Source organism: Pseudomonas tremae (assembly GCF_023278125.1).
Classification (GTDB): Bacteria; Pseudomonadota; Gammaproteobacteria; order Pseudomonadales; family Pseudomonadaceae; genus Aquipseudomonas; species Aquipseudomonas tremae.
Genome location: NZ_CP066270.1, coordinates 2,012,686 through 2,032,217, shown reverse-complemented (window position 1 = coordinate 2,032,217; position 19,532 = coordinate 2,012,686). Strand labels below are relative to the sequence as shown.

15 protein-coding genes are annotated in these 19,532 nt (G+C 58.1%); 9 read left to right on the top strand and 6 right to left on the bottom strand.

The features are described from left to right. Positions 1–33: 33 nt before the first annotated feature. Entirely contained in the window at positions 34–5,256 is a 5,223-nt protein-coding gene (locus tag I9H09_RS09415; protein ID WP_122347949.1) for a dermonecrotic toxin domain-containing protein, read from the bottom strand. Positions 5,257–5,390: 134 nt separating this feature from the next. Beyond that, entirely contained in the window at positions 5,391–5,951 is a 561-nt protein-coding gene (locus tag I9H09_RS09410) for an NADPH-dependent FMN reductase (protein ID WP_005897258.1), read from the bottom strand. A 211-nt stretch (positions 5,952–6,162) separates the two neighbouring features. Between I9H09_RS09410 and I9H09_RS09405 the strand changes: the two genes are divergently transcribed. Then, on the top strand, positions 6,163–6,378 hold the full coding sequence (locus I9H09_RS09405; RefSeq protein ID WP_005897260.1) for a hypothetical protein: 216 nt from the start codon (positions 6,163–6,165) through the stop codon (positions 6,376–6,378). Between the two features lie 68 nt (positions 6,379–6,446). Here the strand turns inward: I9H09_RS09405 and I9H09_RS09400 are convergent, their stop codons facing one another. Next, the gene (locus tag I9H09_RS09400) at positions 6,447–6,995 is read right to left on the bottom strand and encodes a GNAT family N-acetyltransferase (RefSeq protein ID WP_122324611.1); all 549 of its coding nucleotides are present in this window, start codon (positions 6,993–6,995) and stop codon (positions 6,447–6,449) included. A 21-nt stretch (positions 6,996–7,016) separates the two neighbouring features. Continuing rightward, entirely contained in the window at positions 7,017–7,790 is a 774-nt protein-coding gene (dnaQ, locus tag I9H09_RS09395) for a DNA polymerase III subunit epsilon (RefSeq protein WP_122313146.1), read from the bottom strand. Positions 7,791–8,105: 315 nt separating this feature from the next. Between dnaQ and epsC the strand changes: the two genes are divergently transcribed. Together epsC and I9H09_RS09385 are read left to right on the top strand one after the other, a co-directional pair. After that, complete coding sequence (gene epsC, locus I9H09_RS09390; protein ID WP_005897265.1) at positions 8,106–8,870, top strand: serine O-acetyltransferase EpsC; 765 nt, start codon at positions 8,106–8,108, stop codon at positions 8,868–8,870. 15 nt (positions 8,871–8,885) lie between these two features. Beyond that, positions 8,886–9,776, top strand: a complete 891-nt coding sequence (locus I9H09_RS09385) for a VOC family protein (RefSeq protein WP_236502459.1) — start codon at positions 8,886–8,888, stop codon at positions 9,774–9,776. Between the two features lie 23 nt (positions 9,777–9,799). On the opposite strand, the gene rnhA is transcribed toward I9H09_RS09385, so the two are convergent. Next, a complete protein-coding gene (gene rnhA, locus I9H09_RS09380) occupies positions 9,800–10,252 on the bottom strand; it encodes a ribonuclease HI (RefSeq protein WP_122313148.1) in 453 nt (150 codons plus the stop codon). Positions 10,253–10,298: 46 nt separating this feature from the next. Beyond that, positions 10,299–11,057: a methyltransferase domain-containing protein gene (locus tag I9H09_RS09375; protein ID WP_005897273.1), complete on the bottom strand. Its 759-nt coding sequence runs from the start codon at positions 11,055–11,057 to the stop codon at positions 10,299–10,301. 81 nt (positions 11,058–11,138) lie between these two features. Here I9H09_RS09375 and gloB point away from each other — a divergent pair, with 81 nt between their 5' ends. The 6 genes from gloB (at position 11,139) to I9H09_RS09345 (ending at position 19,532) form a co-directional block, all read left to right on the top strand. After that, a complete protein-coding gene (gene gloB / locus I9H09_RS09370) occupies positions 11,139–11,918 on the top strand; it encodes a hydroxyacylglutathione hydrolase (RefSeq protein ID WP_024668879.1) in 780 nt (259 codons plus the stop codon). A gap of 99 nt (positions 11,919–12,017) precedes the next feature. Continuing rightward, positions 12,018–13,616 (top strand): LysM peptidoglycan-binding domain-containing protein, encoded by a 1,599-nt coding sequence (locus I9H09_RS09365; protein ID WP_005897279.1) that lies wholly within the window; start codon positions 12,018–12,020, stop codon positions 13,614–13,616. A gap of 137 nt (positions 13,617–13,753) precedes the next feature. Next, positions 13,754–15,583 carry an extracellular solute-binding protein gene (locus I9H09_RS09360; RefSeq protein ID WP_054988956.1) on the top strand — a complete coding sequence of 610 codons (1,830 nt, stop codon included), beginning with the start codon at positions 13,754–13,756 and terminating at the stop codon, positions 15,581–15,583. Then, positions 15,580–17,436: an extracellular solute-binding protein gene (locus I9H09_RS09355; RefSeq protein WP_122324609.1), complete on the top strand. Its 1,857-nt coding sequence runs from the start codon at positions 15,580–15,582 to the stop codon at positions 17,434–17,436. Before I9H09_RS09360 ends, I9H09_RS09355 begins: the two co-directional genes overlap by 4 nt. 1 nt (position 17,437) lies before the next feature. After that, positions 17,438–18,511, top strand: a complete 1,074-nt coding sequence (locus I9H09_RS09350) for a microcin C ABC transporter permease YejB (protein WP_024668881.1) — start codon at positions 17,438–17,440, stop codon at positions 18,509–18,511. A 1-nt stretch (position 18,512) separates the two neighbouring features. Then, positions 18,513–19,532 carry an ABC transporter permease gene (locus I9H09_RS09345; RefSeq protein ID WP_248972604.1) on the top strand — a complete coding sequence of 340 codons (1,020 nt, stop codon included), beginning with the start codon at positions 18,513–18,515 and terminating at the stop codon, positions 19,530–19,532.

Sequence of the window (19,532 nt, the reverse complement as noted above, 5' to 3'; positions counted from 1 at the left end):
TGCCCCGGCGCCGCACGTCGCCGGGGTTTGTAGTCAGCGTCTCACGAACCGCTCGCGCCCCAGCAGTGTCACCAGCAGCGCGACTGAATCAGCATTTTTAAGCATGATATCGACACGCTTGTGAACATTTTCGTAAAACACGTCACGGGCCTCGTCGAGTGTACGCTTGCCGCTAACCCGCAGAATCGTCTGTTTTTCATTACCATCCGCTCGTTTCAGGTCACGCCAGGTGTCTTCATCCAGCTGCCGGAATAGCTTGTCGCGGTCAGTCAGGTAAGACAGGGTTCTCTGTTGCTGAAATATCAGTTCGTTCTTGATGCGCATCCGATAAGTCGACGTATCCTCGATAAGGTCTACGAACGGTGCCTGAGAATCGACATAAGCGATATCGTCTGTCTTGAGCACCATATGAGACAACTCGTGAATCAGGATAGCCGCTCGATAATGCGGGCCATGCTTGAACTCGCCCGAGCGAATGGCGCTGAGTTTGAAGCGGTAAGTAGGCAGGCGAAAGAACTGTTCAGTGAGAAAAACCCGTTTCCACGGATCAGCTTCAAAGATAAATGCACTGGAGGCCTCATTACCTGCCCGGTTGAAGCCCACCACGTAGCGTGAGGAATCGATGGGCGACAGCGAAGGGGTCATCAACTCCTGATAAATGTCGGTCACCGCTTTTCGGGTGACCTCATACAGTCGATCATCCGGTTTTTTTTGCCCAAAGAACTCAGCGAGTATCTTTTCCGCACGGGGTTCGACCTCCACTTCGGGCAACGGCCTTGTCAGGTTGGCCAGGCAGTTTTCCAGATAGCACTGTGCCTGCGCATGTGCGTCCTCGATGGACTGGGCCATCTCGCGGTATGAACGTCGTATCTCGGGCATACCGCGAGCACTGACAACAATTATCTCGTTGACCAGATCGTCTACCAGGCTGCCTTCCATGTGGGTCAGTGCACCACCCCCACCCTTCAAGCCACCCTGGATATCAAGCGTCCATTGCTGATCCTTGTCGAGACTGACCGGAGGTCCGACTCTTTCCCTCGAAACGATGAACCAGCCGTCCCCATCAAAGCGTAATTCGTAAGTCTTGCCACCAATGGCGGCATACGTGCTGCCAGTGACCGGGTCGCGGTAGGTGTTCAACAGCTCGTCTTTTTGCAGGGTATTCAAAGCAATGTCATGGATTTCGAACTGGCGCAGGCGCTCCCGTATCTGTTGCGTCAAAGAGCTATTGCTCCAGGAAAACTCGGGCACGTCAGCCGCATCATCAGGTTGCACAAGCGGGTCAGAAAAAGCTGCGTCCTCCAACCAATAGCCAGCCTCGTCAACTGCTCGCGAAGGAATGATCGAGGAGGCCTGTCCAGACGAGATCATTACACTGAGTGCGGCCATGAATTCCGACAACGCCTTGCCCCAACGCTGGTCTCCGGCAGAGATGACCGACAGATTCAACAGCGCTTGCCCCTGGACAATGCCAATCAAGGTACCCAGACGCCCTGGCATCAGCGCCATGACTTGCTCGGCCCCCAAAGTGAACAGGTATCGGGAAGCAGCACTGCGATGTTCGGCATTGGTAATGCTGCTCTGTTTCACCTGCAGCTTCAGGATATTCAGAGCGCCTTCAAACATCAGCAGCAGACAGTTACCGCCATAGGGGTCAATCTGCAGGGCCACCGGTGCTGGTGTTTCAAAAGGCAGATCAAAAGAGGACTCTGCGCTGAACGGCAGGTGCGGCTCCACAAAGCCGCCGTTGTCGTAGAGCTTGCGCAGGCCGGGATCAACACGATCCAGAATGTAGGTCTGAAGACTTGCGGACGTGTGAATGTCATGCAGAAGCGCAGACTGGTCCGGGTATTCCTTGAAGGCGAACGCATCATGCAACGGAGCATAAAGCACCCACGGTCCCGGCTGGCTGTCCAACGGGCCCATCAAATAGGTGTTGAGTACCACAGTCGGCTCCCAGCCTTCCTTGGCCGGCAGCAACTTCAAGGCACTCAGCACCATTTTGCATCCATCCACCGGAAGTCTTGCGATGGCATCAGGCATGCCCAGTACGTTTTCGATCAATCGATAGGCCTGCCCGGACAGCTCGCCCTTCAGCTTGAGCGCAAACGCTCGAAGGATATCGAGCGAAGGGACCTGCTCGACAAACAGCTTGCGGCGTTCGAGGTAGTCCGCAGAGGTGACTGTCAGCAGCGACTCCAGCATCGCCCGGTAGCCTGCGGCGATGTCCAGCGACGTCACCAGTTCGCGCACATACACTGGCGTCAGCGACGCATTCAGCGGCTTATGATCCCGCGACGAGAGCAGAATGACCCCGTCCTGCCTCGCCAGAAAACGGTTGATAGCAAACTCTACGAGGTTCTCGCTTACTACTTGCGTGGCCGCCGGTATCGCCTGAGGTATCTGCCCCGGCGCGACCGGGACCGGAACGTAGTGCGTCAGCGTGGCCAGGATGTTCTCTGGGTCAGGGCGAGGTTCGGTGAAATCGGTGTTGAACCTTAGCGTCAGTTGCTTGCAGGAGTATTCATAAAGGCTGGGGACATCAAACAGAAAGTCCTTCTGTGCAGCACAGGTCACATAGAAACGCTGCAGGGCATGGACCAGCGTGATCTGATCGGCCTTCGATGCGTCGCTGATCCACGTAGGCACGATCGCTCTGTAGATGATGAATTGTATGGCAACGCCCAGATAACCGAGGATCTGGCGATTTCGATCATCCCGTTCAGCCGCTCCCAACAGGTTGACGAAAAGCTCTGACGGCACGCGCCATGCAATAGCCTGCCGATACAGTTCCGCCACTGTACGTCGTTGGCGCTCTATTTCATCGCGTTGCAAGGCCTGGATAAAATGCCCTTCGATGCCGCGCAATATGACTTTGAGATCGAGAGTGCCGGTTCTGGCACGGTAGGCGAGCAGTGTCTGCCTGTCCGGCTCGGCAAGCACGCCTGACATGTGCGAGACCAGCCCACTGCGGATCAGCAGCGCAGCGACATATTCGTCCAGCGCCTGCCGGGTTGCGAAGCTCACGAGCCCCCTGTTCATTACCCACAGAGCGGGTTGGCTGTGAGCACGCCGGTCATTGATCACGAATGCATTGGGTATCTTGATAGCGGGTGAATCAGGGTCATATCGAACCGAGACGGCAAACGCATCGACACACGCCTCGCCCAGTGTTTCCCTCAGAGCAGGCAGAGGCCTGTCCAATACTTGCAAGACGTTTTCGATAACCAGTGTCGGAAGCTTGGCGGTACGCTTTTCAGCAAGCATTTCCAGGCGCAGCGAGTATTCCCGCACCAGCCCGGTTATTACGCCGGGGGCCAGCCTGGTATCCAGGTGACGAATAGAACGGGAATAGAATTCGCTTATCTGCTTCTCGACGCGCCGCGCAAACTCCATCTGCACGCAGACCAGTATCTGTTCGATCAACCCCGATGACATACGCTGCACGGGCAGATCCAGAACCGGCGTTCCCAGACCGGCAAGGACCACGCCGCCCGACAGCGGCGTCTGTGCATGACCACAGACGCGGTCCAGAGCCAAAGAAAGCAAGCGCACAGGCCGTGCGCCTTCATCATCAGACACGACCCAGAGCGCCCATGCATCCAAATGCGGCCCGCCAATCACTGCCAGGTAGCGGTTCAGTGCAAGACGCATGCAACCGTCAACGCCGGCATGCAGTGCATCGACACGCTCAAGCATCGCATCAAGCTTCCTCAGTTTGTCGATCCAGTTAGAGGAAGGCTCGATAATTAGGTCTGGTTGCGCATTGCTACCCTGAACCGAGGCTCCCCAGGTCAGTCGCTCCGAGCGCCAGCGTCCAGAGTCGTGCAGGCGAAACAATCGGCTGTCCAGAAGGCCACGGATGTCTAGCGCATCATCAATCCGGAACGCCATTTTTTCGTCCTGAATGGCTGGCAGTGCCAGCGCATAACGCAGATTGCGTTTCTGCAAGGCGATGACGGACTCGACGAAGTCACTGAAAAACTCCGATGTGAGCGTGTCCTGACGCAGCTCCAGATGTCCTTGCATCTGGATGGCGGCGTGATCATTCAATGACGAATAAAACAGCAGCCCGGCACGTGAACGATCGCTCAGGATTTGCTCGATCGCTTTGTCCGAATCGGTGACGCGCAGAAATCCCGGCTGCGAAGAGTAGAGGTATGTTCCCGCCGACTCATCCCCCGGAAACTCGATCAGGACCACACCGACCAGCTTGACCGGTTCCTGTCCGGGGACGAAAACGGATAATCTCCGGACCATGATGGATTGCGGATCGAATGCGTCGGGACACGAAGGCAGCAAGGTGAGCAATAGTTGATACTCTGCCTCCGGCATCTTTCCGGATACCCGGCTCGACAGCAGATGCTGACGAAAGCTTTCTGCCAGTACGTGAGTGGCAAAGTCCTTCGCCGTCCGGCCGTCGGCCCCTGGAAACGCCCAATAGTCAGACAGCAATTGCTCGTACGCAGTACCGACTCCCGAAGCAGTGTCGGACAGCGCCTGCTCGAAAAGGCCTGACCGGGCCTGAGATAAGGTCAACCCCTGCGCATCCAGAAACCGCCGTGCCAGACCTGCCGGAAGCGGCCCGCTGATGACCGTCTGCACAGCGGCATCGGCCAGGTACTGGGTGCCCGCGATTGCAGGCGGCCCCGGATTGGCAACAGGCTCGGTTTCCAGAATCTGCACAATCTGACTGAAGACCTCGATACCATCTCCCTGCCCTTCTGCCGACAGCAGCGTCTGCAAGGCCTTGCCTGAAGCCGCCCGCAAGTCCGGCAACTCCTCCAGCCGTGTCCACAGTTCGTCCAGGTAATGGACCTGCTGGCCTAGAACCGCCACCGTACGCGCGTCGAACAGCGGACCGTCGACACGTTCGACTTCGACAATCGACGAGGTGCTGACCTCGTAAAACCTTTGCTGCAAAGCGTCAAGTAACGTCGTGCGGCTCGCGAATCGCTCTATGCCGAAGGCCAGCGTACTCAGAAAAACAGCCGTATCACTGTTATCGGAATCACTGATGAGCAACGCTCCAGCCAGTTCGGCGTTGCCAGCCAGGCCATTGTTCAACACCAGCCTGTCGGCTCTGGGAAGGTTCGTATCGGTATCCGTATCTGAGTCAGCGTCGCTGGCAACCAGCAACAGCAACCACTGCGCCTCTTCACGGGTAATCAGGGCTTTGCCAGCGGCATAGTGGATGTCCTGCACGAATTGTTCGCGCAGGGACTCGCTGGAAAAATAGGGGACTGCTGCTGGCATGTACTGCTTCCTTTGGATAAAGCCTCATCGCGCACTGCGCTGAGCACGTGGCGGAGGAAAAGGAAGCAGCTTATTGAAGCAGGCCGAAACGTCTGCGTTACATAACGCAATTTATTCGCAGGCTTGCGCCCGGATCAGGCCTTGTTGTGTTTCTCTACCCAGCTTGCGAAAGCATCAATGAATGTCTGCAAAAAGGGTCGGGTTTTCTCGGACAGCACACCAGCCTCATCGAAAAAGCTTCCTGCGCCGCCCAGATAGGCTTCAGGCTGTTGCAGACAGAACACATCGAGAAACACCAGCGACTGACGCAAGTGATGGTTGGCGCCGAAACCGCCGACAGCCCCTGGAGAAGCGCTGATTACCGCGCCGGGCTTGCCACTGAACGCGCTCTTGCCGTAAGGCCGCGAGCCCACGTCGATGGCGTTCTTCAGGGCCCCAGGCACCGAACGGTTGTACTCGGGTGTAACAAACAATACGCCGTGGGCGGCGCCGAGTTGTTCGCGAAAGGCGCTGTACGCAGGTGGCGGCGTCGCGCCATCAATGTCTTCGTTGTACAGCGGCAGGTCGCCGATCTCGACAATCTTCAGCTGCAGATTCGCAGGTGCCAACTCTGCCAGAGCAAGGGCAATCTTGCGGTTGATGGAGTCTTTTCGCAGACTGCCGACCAATACGGCAATGGTATGAACCTGGCTCATGAAAATATCCGTCATCAAGTGGGAGGTGGGTTAGGTATAGAATGAAAGCGAGTTTTAGACGACCCTGGCGCTGCGCAATTCCCCGGCACCGTCAAACAGCCCGGATTATTTTTTCCAGGCGGGCAAACTCCCCTATAGATCAGTGGTCTACAAGCCTCGATGGTTTTTTTCAAACCAGCAGTTATATTCAGTTTCAGAGGTTACAAAGCAAATGGCTTCAGTTCTCGTCGGACAATTTCATGCCAGAGACGCCGAAGGTCGCGTGTACCCGGTGCATGAGTTCCAGGAATCGCAGCCTGATGAGGCGCAAGGCGGTCAGCCGGTCATCACTTATCGATTGGCAATCGGCGACCGGGTCAGACATCTTGGCGGGGATAATTTCGAACTCGTGCAGTCTGGTGTGCAGATGACTCGCACATCCAGCTGAAGCGGCAATCGACTCCCGCTTGAACGATCGATGCGAGCGGGAAGTTGCCGGGTGAACAGTTGCCGGGTTTAAAAAACCAGATACCAGAAGATCGCCGTCTCGCGAGTGTTCGGATCAATGCCTCTGTAGCGCATGTGGTCGACACCACCCACCACATAGCCGCACCGCTCGTATAGCCTGCAGGCGCCGAGGTTGTTGTTCTGGGTTTCCAGAACGATGCCAGGCAATTCGCGCTTCATAGCCCAGAATCTCGCAGCCTCGAGCAATGACCGGGCAACACCGTAACGGCGTGCTGCATCATCGACGGCCAGCTCATCGATGTAGGCAAAACCGCTCCAGTGAGTACTCATCACTATGTGACCCACTGGCTGATCATCCAGCCACGCGACCATTACCGAGCTTGAGGCCGCGTCACGATGATCGGCGAATTCCTGGGAGTCGATACCGTAGTTCTTGCTGTAAGGCTCGACCAGCTCGACCTGCCAGGAGTCAACGCGCTCACCGATGCGCGGCTGGGCATAACCCAACACTGTGAAGGTGAAATCGCTATTGAGGATGTAGTCCTCGAAGCACTCGTCTGCGACACGAATGCTCAAGACAGGGTTTGCCACGGTCATGTCACCCTAAGCCGATTGCTGTCACGTCTGCGTACCGGCTTCGAGCATCTGAACCCACAGGGCAGGCGCACCGGAAGCCTTGGCAATGGTGCTCATACGCACCTCATGCTCGGCCAGTTCACTTTCCGATGCACGAATCACCCGGCAAGGCTTGCGATTGGCTGGCAGGCGGCGAATTTCGCTGCCGCGATTGCCGGAGCCCTCGCCTGAGCCATTGCCATCGGAAGCATTGCCAGCCAGCGACAGGCTGGTTTGCCCGCCGGTCATCGCCAGATAAACGTCTGCCAGAATCTCGGAGTCGAGCAGCGCGCCGTGCAGCTCACGGCCGGAGTTATCGACGCCGTAACGCTTGCACAGGGCATCCAGGCTGTTTCGCTGACCCGGATGGCGCTCGCGGGCCATCATCAGGGTGTCGAGAATCGAACAGTGCCGAGTGATATCAGACCTGTCCTGATCGCCCATCAACGCAAATTCGTTGTTGATGAAGCCTACGTCGAACGCCGCGTTATGGATGATCAGCTGCGCGCCCTTGATGAACTCGAAGAACTCATCGGCGACTTCGGCAAAGCGAGGCTTGCCGACCAGAAACTCGTTGGTGATACCGTGAACGCCAATCGCGCCTTCATCACTCTCGCGGTCGGGCTGCAGGTACACGTGAAAATGCTGCCCGGTCAGGCGACGACCGATCAGTTCGACACAACCGATCTCGATGATGCGGTGACCGTCGGTCACCGGCATGCCGGTGGTTTCGGTGTCGAGAACGATTGATCTGTTATCCAGGTTTTGCACTGCCATTTGACTCTTGCCTCATTTACCGGTGGCGATTCTAACACGCCGCAGCCGTTGCAAGCCTGCCGGATATGCCCGGGAACGAACGAGAATTCGTCGGCGGGTCTGCTTTCATGAACATAGACGATTGCTCGGCGCGCCGCACAATCGTCGGACCAATTGGCAAACGGTACAGCCCAGACAAATAACCACATCGACGATTCTGCACCGACCCCATTGATATCCTGAGTTGCGATAAAGGCAACAAAGTTTGAATGTTCGATTATTGCCGGTGCATCTGCCGGGTGCCCATACTCGGCTCATCAGGAATAGGAGATCGACATGAGCCCTCTTTGGCAGCGCCTTCGCGATCAAGCCCGACAGTTGGCCGAGCGCAACCCGGTATTAGGCAATTACGCGACAAGCCACTTGCTGGCTTATGAGACTTTCGAGGATGCGCTTGCGGCAAACCTTGCCCGGCAGATGCAGGCTCAGGCGAGCGATGTGGCGCTGGAAAGCTGGTTCAAGACAATCCTCAAGGCCTGCCCTTCCATCGCTGAGGCAGCGGCTGCAGATATCAACCATCTCGAAATCGTCAATCCAGCCTGCCCGGATCACCTCACGGCCTTTCTGACCTTTCGCGGCATCCAGGCGGTTCAGGCATACCGCATCGCCCATGCCTTGTGGACCGAAGGCGATGTACAGAGCGCAGTGCTGGTGCAGAACTGGGCGGCCAACACCTGGAGCATCGATATCCACCCGGCGGCCCGGCTCGGCACCGCCCTGTTTGTCGATCATGGCATTGGCCTGGTCATCGGAGAAACCGCAGTCGTCGAAGATGAAGTGAGTCTCTGGCACGGCGTCACCTTGGGCAGCACCCTGGCCGAAGCAGGCGACCGGCACCCGAAAATCCGCAGAGGCGCACTTATTTGTGCTGGCGCAACCGTGCTTGGCAACATCGAAGTGGGCGCCAACGCCATCGTCGCCGCCAACTCGGTCGTGCTCAAACCTGTGGCCGCAGGAACGGTGGTTGCCGGTACGCCAGCAAAAGTAGTCGGCAACGCCCCGGCCGCGCTCGCCACCTTCACAACAAAAGCCAAGGGCTAACCAGGAGCTACGCACATGACAGCCACTGCTCAATTCCCGCAAGGCATCGACCACCCGCTGGTCACCGTACGCAATCACGCCGAGGTGCTGGAGCGGTATCGCAGAATGGGGTTTGCGCCCTCACCGGTCAGCTATCACCCGTGGGGAACCGTGACGTCGCTGATGATGTTCCCGAGTAATTTTATCGAATTGATCGGCGTTGAAGACCCTTCAAAATTCGGTACGCGCTCGGTAAACGGCTTCTGCTTCGGACGTCAACTGGGTCAATTCCTTGAGCGGGGCGAGGAAGGCGTTTCGTTGGTGGCGCTGCACAGTAAAGATGCCGACGCTGACCATGCGCGCATGGTGCAGGCGGGGCTCGAAAGCCAGGGGCGGATCGATTTTCGTCGAAAAATGACACTCCCCGACGGTCGTGACGATGAAGCTGTTGTCTCGCTGGCGCTGTTCATTGATCCGAAACTCCCGGACGCGTCCAACTTCATCTGCCATCAGCATCGCCCGGAGTTGATCTGGGTGCCGGGCTGGCAGGACCACCCGAATGGTGCAGACGGGATTCTGGCGATCACCTACCTGGCAGACCCCGCACAGCTTGAGCCTCGCTGGCGGGCCATCTATGGCGATGCGGTGAGCTTTGATGGCACGGTTCTGCAAGCGAACACGCGGTGCGGCGTATTGCGGGCCATCGATGTGACGACAGCGGCCAGGGAGTTTCCGGACATCGAACTGCCCAGACGTGCTCTGGAAGGACCTCATGCGATTGCGATCAAGCTGCACACCACTCGTCTTTCTGCGTTGCGTGAGATTCTCAAACGTAACGAAGTCCCGCACAGCGAGGCACCGGGGCGGGTCCTCGTTGAACCGCACGCAGCAGGTAACGTGATTCTCGATTTCGTGCAGAGCCTTTGAATACGACGCCGGAGCCAACCGGGCTAGGTGCGCTTGATGCCGCGCACCTCGTCGACACCCCTATTAGCCAGTTGATCGGCACGCTCGTTGCCGGGATGGCCAATATGACCGCGCACCCATTGCCACTTCACGGTATGACGGCTGACCTGCTCGTCCAGCAACTGCCACAGATCGGCATTTTTGACCGGCTCTTTGGCAGATGTTTTCCAGCCTCGCTTCTTCCAGTTGACCATCCACTCGGTGATGCCCTTCATCACGTATTGCGAGTCGGTCACCAGCGTTACCTCGCAGGGACGCTTGAGCTCTTCGAGCCCGCGGATGGCGCCGGTGAGCTCCATCCGGTTGTTGGTGGTGTTGGCCTCGCCGCCCCACAGCTCTTTTTCCACTCCCTTGCATACCAGCAAGGCGCCCCACCCGCCCGGACCAGGATTGCCCTTGCAGGCACCGTCGGTGAAGAGTTCAACGCTATCGCTCATTGCTACCTTTCCAGAATGATGGGCTTCTTATGCGCAATGGCAGTGTTCAGGAATCCTGAGACTCGCGACTGACCTTGGCCATTGGCAGGGGGATCAGCTTGCCGATGGGGTCACGACGCACTGGACGTACGGGCCTCAGGCCCACCACCAGCTTGCGTGCGACCAGCAGGTAAAAGCCGCCACCGGGGCTCTGCCGTCCCTCGCCGAGGCTTTCAAGGCCTATCAGGCGCGACTGCCATCCCGCAGAAGCAAGGGGCGGACGATAGCACCCGAAGCGCCGTTTCTCCAGCGCGAAGCCCAGCAGGTTCAGCCAGTCGGCGACCCGTGAGGATGAAATGCAACGTGCCTTGCGCAAGGCATCGCGAGCAAATACATGCCGTACCCCCCAAGTGCTCCAGGGGTTGATGCCGATGATCAGCAGGTGGCCGCCCGGACGCACGCTGCTCGCCGCTTCGCGCAACAGACCATGGGGCGACAGGCAGAAATCCAGACCGTGTTGCAGCACCACGACATCGGCTGCATGTTCACTCAATGGCCAAGCCTGTTCTTCGCAGACAATCTCGACCCCCGGCAGCGGCGCGCCTAGCCGTACATTGCGTCGTACCTGCGGAGCGACCGGCGGGGTTTCAGCCGACGGGCCGTAATGCACCAGATAACCGCCGAAATAGCGCCCGAGTTCTTCGTCCAGTACCCGCCGTTCCTCTTCGAGCAGAAGCTGTCCGAGTGGCCCCGAAAGCCATTCACGAGCAGCGCGGATCAATGCAAGCCACTCAGGATCAGCCTGAGCGAACGCTTCATCGGTCATGAGTTCTCCTCCAGAGGTGCTCGCTAACAGCGGCAACAGACTCTAAGATGCACCATTGTCTGCCGCTATGCGAACTGCGCCATGATACAGATCCATGCCCTTCCCGCTTTCAGTGACAACTACATATGGTTGTTACAAGACCTTTCGAGCCAGCATTGCGCTGTCGTCGATCCGGGCGACTCGGCGCCGGTACTGGCATGGCTCAGGCAGAATCCCGACTACCGGCTGACCGATATCCTGATCACCCATCATCACCATGATCATGTAGGCGGCGTGGTCGAACTCAAGCAAGCCAGCCAGGCACGCGTGCTGGGGCCGGCAACCGAGAACATTCCCGCGCGCGATATCGCGCTGAATGATCATGACAAGCTCACTGTGCTCGGTCTCGACTTCGTGGTGCATGCGGTCCCCGGCCACACGCTGGGCCATATAGCTTTCTATCACGAAGACGCGTCACAACCGCTGCTGTTCAGCGGCGACACACTGTTCGCCGCTGGCTGTGGGCGCCTGTTCGAGGGTACGCCCGATCAGATGCACACGTCGCTCGAACGCCTTGCCACCCTTGCGGACAGCACACTTATTTACTGCGCGCATGAATACACGCTGAGCAATCTGCGCTTTGCCCAGGCTGTCGAACCCGACAACCGGGACATCGCCGAGCGCCTGGCTCAAGTGACGCAGTGGCGTAGCGAAGGCCGCATCAGCCTGCCGTCCAGCCTGGCGCTTGAAAAACGCACAAATCCCTTCCTGCGTACTCGTGAAACATCTGTTAAAGAAAAAGCGGACGAACGGAGCGGCAGCCAAAACACCTCGCAAAGTGAGGTCTTTGCTCAGCTGAGAGCCTGGAAAGATAAGTTCTGACACGACCCTCAAACCGCAATAAAATTCTGAAAGGTTGACCGACGGCATGCTGGTTCCTAGAATCGCTCGACATTTTCGTCTGGATGTACCCCCCGAACAATGTCGTCATCTACCAGCAAGCCTCTACATTCGGACGCATTGACTCGGTTGGCTCAGGCCGTGGCCGTAACAGCGAGTGCCCTATTGGCCGGTTGCCAGAGCACCGCAAGCGTCGACACTATCAACAATCACCGATCGCCCAACCTGGCGGCCGGCATCAAGCAAAAGCCCATTTTTCTGACCCATAAGCCTGTTACTCCCCTCGCACCGCCTCAGGATGTGTGGGAACGCATGCGCCAGGGCTTTCAGCTGCAGCAAGGCAACGACCAGAACCCACGAATCGATCAACAACGCCTCTGGTTTGCCAACAATCCATCCTTTCTGGAAAACGCAGGCGAGCGCGGCAGCCTGTACATGCACTACATCGTTGAACGCCTTGAAGAACGCAACATGCCGCTGGAGCTCGCGCTGCTCCCGGTAATCGAAAGCGCCTACAACCCGATGGCTGTCTCGCGCAGTCAGGCTGTCGGCCTCTGGCAATTCATCCCGTCTACCGGGCGCTATTTCAACCTGCGCCAGACCAGCTTTTATGACGGACGTCGCGATATTCAGGCCTCCACCGTCGCTGCGCTGGATTACCTGACGCGTCTGCACGACATGTTCAACGGTGACTGGCTGCTGGCCCTCGCCGCCTATAACGCTGGCGAAGGGACGGTCAGCCGTGCCATCGAACGAAACGACAAGCTCAACCTGCCAACCGATTACTGGAACCTGCCGCTGCCGCAGGAAACCCGCGACTACGTGCCCAAGCTCCTGGCGCTGTCCCAGGTCGTGCTGTCGCCTGAGGCCTATGGCGTCAACCTCAACCCGATCGCCAATCAGCCCTACTTCGAAGTGGTCGAACTCAACAAGCGTGTCGACCTCTCCAAAGTCGCCAGCGCAGCCGATATCGACGAAGACGAGCTTATCCAGCTCAATCCGGCCTACAAGAAACGCCTGACCATCGACGGCCCCCAGCATCTGCTGGTGCCCACGTCCAAGGCGCAATTGCTGACCGCCAGCCTGCTGACCATGAAGCAGGAAGAAATGGTCGCCTGGCAGCCTTATCGCGTACGCAAGGGCGATACGCTTGAAAGCCTGGCCAGCCGTTATCAAGTGACGGTCAGCTCGCTCAAGAGCAACAACACGCTGGCCGGCAATCGCCTGAAGATCGGCCAGTCGCTCAGTGTTCCGGTCAAACCGGGTGTGAGGTCCTCACAGCCTGTATTCGAAGAGCTGGCCAGTAACGATAAGCCGACCCGTACCCGTACCTACAAGGTCAGGAGCGGTGACAACCTGACCACCATTGCCCAGGCCAACAAGGTAGATGTCGAAGACCTGCAACACTGGAACAAACTGACCGGCAAGAAGCTCAAGGTTGGACAGACGCTGGTCATGCAGGACAACACCAAGGCAGCCGGCAAAACCAGCAGCAAGTCGGTTGCAAGTGCCAAAGACGGCGAAAAGAAATCCATGCAGTACAAGATCCAGAAAGGCGACTCGATGTACCTGGTCGCCAAGCGTTTCAACGTCGAGATGCAACATCTCAAGCGCTGGAACCCGCGTAGCGGCCAGGCCCTCAAGCCCGGCCAGACGTTGACCGTCTACCTGCCGCATTGATGACGCCGGCCACTTGCCCGGGAATGACCTTGGGACAAGTGGCCGGTGCAGTCCTGGTGCCGGCCTCACCCGCAGTCTTTTTCCTGCCGGGACAAGCTGTTACTGTTAGCGACCCGAAAGCCCAAGTCGCCTGGATCGTGATACGTCCCTTCCTGCTAATAGTCAGTCTGGCCTTGAGTTTTTGTGCCAACGCAGCCATCACCGAAAGTCATGGCTATGCGCAATTTGGCGTTCTCAAGTACCCAGCCAGTTTCACGCATTTCGACTGGGTCAATCCCGAGGCGCCGAAAGGTGGCACCTTGAGAATGATGGCATTTGGTACGTTCGATACGCTCAACCCCTATACATTCAAGGGCACCAGCCCGGTCTCGACGGGTAATTTCCTGCAGTACGGTGTCAGCGAGCTCAATGAGCCGCTGATGGCCGGCACTGGCCAGTACGACCCCTCTGGCGATGAACCGGCTTCCAGTTACGGGCTGATTGCACAGTCCGTGGAGTACAGCGAAGACCGTAGCTGGGTGGTATTCAACCTCCGCCCGCAGGCGCGCTTTCACGATGGCAAGCCGATTACGGCCTACGACGTGGCATTTTCCTACAGGACACTCCTCAAGGACGGTCATCCGCAGTACCGCACAGCCTTGCAGGAAGTGCAGCGTGTCGACATCCTCAATCGACACCGCATCCGTTTTGTCTTCAAGCGTTCCGGCAATCCGCTATTGATTTTGCGCCTGGGCGAGTTGCCTGTGTTACCCCAGCATTACTGGAAAGACAGGGACTTCAAGGCCACGACCTTCGAACCGCCACTGGGCAGCGGACCGTATCGCATTACCCGCGTTCAGCCTGGGCGCCAGTTGGTGTTCGAGAGGGTCAAGGACTATTGGGGCAAGGACTTGCCGGTCAATCGTGGCAAATACAATTTCGACCGGGTCGAAGTCGAGTTCTACCGCGACAGCGATGTGGCTTTCGAAGCGTTCAAGGCTGGCGAGTTCGATATTTACATCGAGCATCAGGCCAAGAACTGGGCAACTGGCTACGACTTTCCGGCAGTTACCAGCGGTAAAGTGATCAAGGCGCAAATACCGCACCGCATTCCGACCCAGACTCAAGGCCTGTTCATGAACACCCGACGCGCCGCGTTCGCCGACATCCGGGTACGTGAGGCATTGGGGTTGCTGTTTAACTTCGAATGGACCAACCGCACGCTGTTCAGCAACGCGTATGACCGCTCGATCAGCTATTACCCCAACAGCGAGTTTTCCGCAACCGGCCTGCCGATCGGCGCCGAATGGCTGCTGCTCTCGCCCTATCGGGATCAACTGCCAGCCAGCCTGTTCACCCAGCCGTTTACTCCGTCGAAGACCGATGGCGGCGGCATACCGCGTGAAACCTTGCGCAAGGCCCTCAAACTGCTGGGCGATGCAGGCTGGACACTGACCGGCCAGGGTCTGCTCAATGCGGCCGGGCAGCCGTTGCGTTTCGAGATTCTGCTGGTCAACCCAAACCTTGAACGCATCCTGCAACCCTACATCGAAGACTTGCGGCGGCTGGGTATAAATGCGGGGCTGCGCACGGTCGACCGTGCCCAGTACAAACAGCGTCTGGACCGCTTCGATTTCGACATGATCCTCATGACGCTGTCACAGACCCTGAGCCCAGGCCTGGAGCAGTGGCAATACTTTCACTCCAGCCAGGCTTCGGTAAACGGCAGCAAGAACTACGCCGGCGTGGCCAGCCCGGTGGTCGACGCGCTGCTGAACAAGTTGCTGGCCGCGCAGACCCGTGATGACCAAGTCGCAGCAGCACGTGCGCTGGACCGCGTCTTGCTGTCCCAGCACTACAGCATTCCCAACTGGTACCTGAACAATCATCGCCTTGCCTATCGCAATCGATTCGCCATGGTCACCACCCCGCCCTACACCTTGGGGCTGCGCGCGTGGTGGCTCAAGACTCTGGAGAAGCCCCGATGAACCCATCGCTTTCCCTGCGCTCACGGGCAGCCGGCCTGCTGCTGGTCAGCCTGGCCTGCACGGTCCAGGCTGCTCCCCAGCATGCCGTGACGCTGTACGATGAAGCACCCAAATACCCTGCAGACTTCAAACACTTCGACTATGTGAACCCGGATGCGCCCAAGGGCGGCACGTTTCGTCAGGCCGGGTTTGGCGGCTTCGACAGCCTCAACCCATTCATCAACAAGGGCGTCCCGGCAGATGACATCGGTCTGATCTACGACACCTTGGCCCGCGCGAGCCTGGATGAGCCCTTCACCGAATACGGACTGATTGCCGGCAAGATCGAAAAAGCGCCTGACAGCAGCTGGGTGCGCTTCTACCTGCGCCCCGAAGCGCGCTTTCACGACGGCCACCCGATTCGGGCCGAAGATGTCGAGTTCAGCTTCAAGACCCTGATGCAACACGGGTCGCCGATGTACAAGGGCTACTACGCAGACGTCGATCAGGTGGTTGTCGAAGACCCGCTGCGGGTGCTGTTCAAATTCAAGCATTCGAACAACCGCGAAATGCCGTTGATCCTTGGCCAACTGCCAGTCCTGCCCAAACATTTCTGGGCAGACCGCGATTTCAGCAAGGGCAACCTGGATTTCCCGCTGGGCAGCGGACCGTACAAGGTGGCCGAGGTCAAGGCCGGGCGCTCAGTGCGCTACGAGCGGGTCAAGGACTACTGGGGCAAGGACCTGCCGATCAACAAGGGGTTCTACAACTTTGACGTCCTGACCACCGACTACTACCGCGACAACACTGTCGCACTGGAAGCCGGCAAAGCCGGGCAGTTCGACTACTGGAGCGAAATCAGCGCCAAGAACTGGGCAACTGCCTACGATACGCCAGCAGTCAGAGACGGCCGGCTGATCAAGGAAGAGCTGCCCAACGGCAACCCGACCGGCATGCAGGGTTTTGTCTTCAACCTGCGCAAGCCAGTGTTTCAAGATGCCAGAGTACGCGAGGCACTGACCCTGCTGCTGGACTTCGAATGGACCAACAAGCAGCTGTTCAACGGTTCCTACAGCCGCACGAAGAGTTATTTCGATAACTCGGAAATGGCCTCGAGCGGTCTGCCTTCTGCCGAAGAGCTGAAAATCCTCGAGCCGTTGCGCGGCAAGATTCCGGACCGGGTCTTCAGTGAACCCTTTACGTTGCCGGTCACCGATGGCAGCGGCATGATTCGCCCGCAACAGCGTCGCGCGTTTCAGCTGCTGCAGGAAGCGGGCTGGAAAATCGTCGATGACAAGATGGTGGACACTCAGGGCAACCCGGTAAAACTGGAATTTCTGATTGCGCAGACGGAATTCGAACGCATTTTGCTGCCTTACAAGCGAAACCTGAGTGACTTGGGTATCGAGCTGGTGATACGCCGGGCCGATGTTTCGCAATACATCAACCGCCTGCGTTCGCGGGACTACGACATGATCGTCAGCAGCTTCCCGCAATCCAGCTCGCCCGGTAACGAGCAACGCGTGTATTTCAATTCATCCAGCGCCGACAATCCGGGCAGCCGCAACGTGATGAGCCTGAAGGACCCGGCAGTGGATACGCTGGTGGACGGTCTGATCAACGCGGATTCACGTAAGGATCTTATCAACCATGCCAAAGCACTGGACCGGGTATTGCTGTGGGGTTTCTACGTCATTCCGAACTGGCATATCAAGACCTGGCGGGTTGCGTACTGGAATCATATTGATCACCCCAAGGCCAAGGCGCTGTCCGACATCGGCCTGACCACGTGGTGGGCCAAGCCGGATATAAAACCGGTAACGGCTGCCCAACCGGCCTCTGATCAGGCCGGCCCTGCGGACGCGGAGCAATAATATGCTGGCTTATATTCTGCGAAGACTGCTGCTGATCATCCCGACCCTGCTGGGCATCCTGGTGATCAACTTCGTCATCATCCAGGCGGCTCCCGGCGGCCCAGTGGAACAGATGATCGCCAAGATCGAAGGCTTCGATGGTGCCACCAGCCGGATTGCCGGCGGAGGCGCCGAGGTGGCAGTGGCAGGCTCCAATTACCGTGGCGCGCAAGGCCTGGACCCGGCGCTGGTCAAGGAGATCGAGCGCATGTACGGTTTCGACAAGTCTGCGCCGGAACGCCTGTGGATCATGATCAAGAACTACGCCACGCTGGACTTCGGCGACAGCTTCTTTCGTGATGCCAAGGTGATCGACCTGATTGTCGAAAAGATGCCGGTGTCCATCTCCCTCGGGTTATGGAGCACGCTGATCATGTACCTGGTGTCCATCCCGCTGGGGATCGCCAAGGCTACCCGCCACGGCAGCCAGTTCGACGTATGGACCAGCTCGGCGATCATCGTCGGCTATGCCATCCCCGCCTTCCTGTTCGCCATCCTGTTGATCGTGGTATTTGCCGGCGGCAGCTATTTCAACTGGTTCCCGCTGCGCGGTCTGACCTCGAACAATTACGACGAACTGAGTACAGCGGGCAAGATCTTCGATTACTTCTGGCACCTGGTGCTGCCGGTAACCGCTTTGGTAATCGGCAACTTCGCCACGATGACCCTGCTGACCAAGAACAGCTTTCTGGACGAGATCAGCAAGCAATATGTCACCACAGCCAAAGCCAAGGGCCTGAGCAACCACAAGGTGCTCTACGGCCATGTGTTCCGCAACGCGATGTTGTTGGTGATCGCCGGTTTCCCGTCGGCGTTCATAGGTATCTTCTTTACCGGCTCACTGCTGGTTGAAGTCATCTTCTCGCTGGACGGCCTGGGGCTGATGAGCTTCGAAGCCGCTATCAACAGGGACTACCCGGTGGTGTTCGGCACGCTGTTCATCTTCACCCTGCTGGGGCTGGTGGTAAAGCTGATCGGCGACATCACCTATACCCTCGTAGACCCGCGTATCGACTTTGAAAGCAGGAAGCATTGATATGAAGCTCTCTCCTCTCAATCGCCGCCGCTTCGAACGTTTCAAAGCCAACAGACGCGGCTGGTGGTCCCTGTGGCTGTTCCTCATCCTGTTCGGCCTGAGCCTGGGTGCCGAGTTAATCGCCAACGATAAACCGCTGGCGGTGCGCTACGACGGCAGCTGGTACTTCCCGGTGCTGGAGCGCTATCCGGAAACCACTTTCGGAGGCGAATTCCCACTGGAAGCCAACTACAAGAGCCCCTATATCAAGGAATTGCTCGCGGCAAAGGATGGCTGGACGCTGTGGGCACCGATTCCGTTCAGTTACCAGAGCATCAACTACGACCTGAAGGTGCCCGCCCCCGCCCCGCCCTCGCGAGACAACCTGCTGGGCACCGACGATCAGGGCCGTGACGTATTGGCACGGGTGATTTACGGCTTCAGGATTTCCGTCCTGTTTGCCCTGACGCTGACCATCCTCAGCTCGATCATCGGCGTCATCGCCGGTGCCTTGCAGGGCTTTTACGGCGGCTGGGTCGATTTGCTTGGCCAGCGTTTTCTGGAGGTCTGGTCCGGCCTGCCAGTGCTGTACCTGCTGATCATCCTCGCCAGCTTTGTGCAGCCCAATTTCTGGTGGCTGCTGGGCATCATGCTGCTGTTTTCCTGGATGAGCCTGGTGGACGTGGTGCGTGCCGAGTTCCTGCGCGGCCGCAACCTGGAATACGTGCGCGCTGCACGCGCGCTGGGTATAGAAAACAGCGCCATCATGTTCCGTCATATCCTGCCCAACGCGATGGTTTCGACCATGACCTTCCTGCCGTTCATCCTGACCGGAGCCATCGGCACGCTGACCGCTCTGGATTTTCTCGGGTTCGGCCTGCCGGCAGGCTCGCCTTCGCTGGGTGAACTGGTGGCGCAGGGTAAATCCAACCTGCAGGCGCCGTGGCTTGGCATCAGCGCCTTTGCGGTACTGGCCATCATGCTCAGCCTGCTGGTGTTCATCGGCGAATCCGCCCGCGATGCATTCGACCCAAGGAAATAA

Coding starts and splice junctions, on each gene's coding strand:
- I9H09_RS09350 (WP_024668881.1), top strand. CDS start 17,438: ATGCTGGCTTATATTCTGCGAAGACTGCTGCTGATCATCCCGACCCTG.
- I9H09_RS09410 (WP_005897258.1), bottom strand. CDS start 5,951: ATGAGCCAGGTTCATACCATTGCCGTATTGGTCGGCAGTCTGCGAAAA.
- gloB (WP_024668879.1), top strand. CDS start 11,139: ATGATACAGATCCATGCCCTTCCCGCTTTCAGTGACAACTACATATGG.
- epsC (WP_005897265.1), top strand. CDS start 8,106: ATGAGCCCTCTTTGGCAGCGCCTTCGCGATCAAGCCCGACAGTTGGCC.
- I9H09_RS09385 (WP_236502459.1), top strand. CDS start 8,886: ATGACAGCCACTGCTCAATTCCCGCAAGGCATCGACCACCCGCTGGTC.
- I9H09_RS09375 (WP_005897273.1), bottom strand. CDS start 11,057: ATGACCGATGAAGCGTTCGCTCAGGCTGATCCTGAGTGGCTTGCATTG.
- I9H09_RS09400 (WP_122324611.1), bottom strand. CDS start 6,995: ATGACCGTGGCAAACCCTGTCTTGAGCATTCGTGTCGCAGACGAGTGC.
- I9H09_RS09355 (WP_122324609.1), top strand. CDS start 15,580: ATGAACCCATCGCTTTCCCTGCGCTCACGGGCAGCCGGCCTGCTGCTG.
- dnaQ (WP_122313146.1), bottom strand. CDS start 7,790: ATGGCAGTGCAAAACCTGGATAACAGATCAATCGTTCTCGACACCGAA.
- rnhA (WP_122313148.1), bottom strand. CDS start 10,252: ATGAGCGATAGCGTTGAACTCTTCACCGACGGTGCCTGCAAGGGCAAT.
- I9H09_RS09365 (WP_005897279.1), top strand. CDS start 12,018: ATGTCGTCATCTACCAGCAAGCCTCTACATTCGGACGCATTGACTCGG.
- I9H09_RS09415 (WP_122347949.1), bottom strand. CDS start 5,256: ATGCCAGCAGCAGTCCCCTATTTTTCCAGCGAGTCCCTGCGCGAACAA.
- I9H09_RS09345 (WP_248972604.1), top strand. CDS start 18,513: ATGAAGCTCTCTCCTCTCAATCGCCGCCGCTTCGAACGTTTCAAAGCC.
- I9H09_RS09405 (WP_005897260.1), top strand. CDS start 6,163: ATGGCTTCAGTTCTCGTCGGACAATTTCATGCCAGAGACGCCGAAGGT.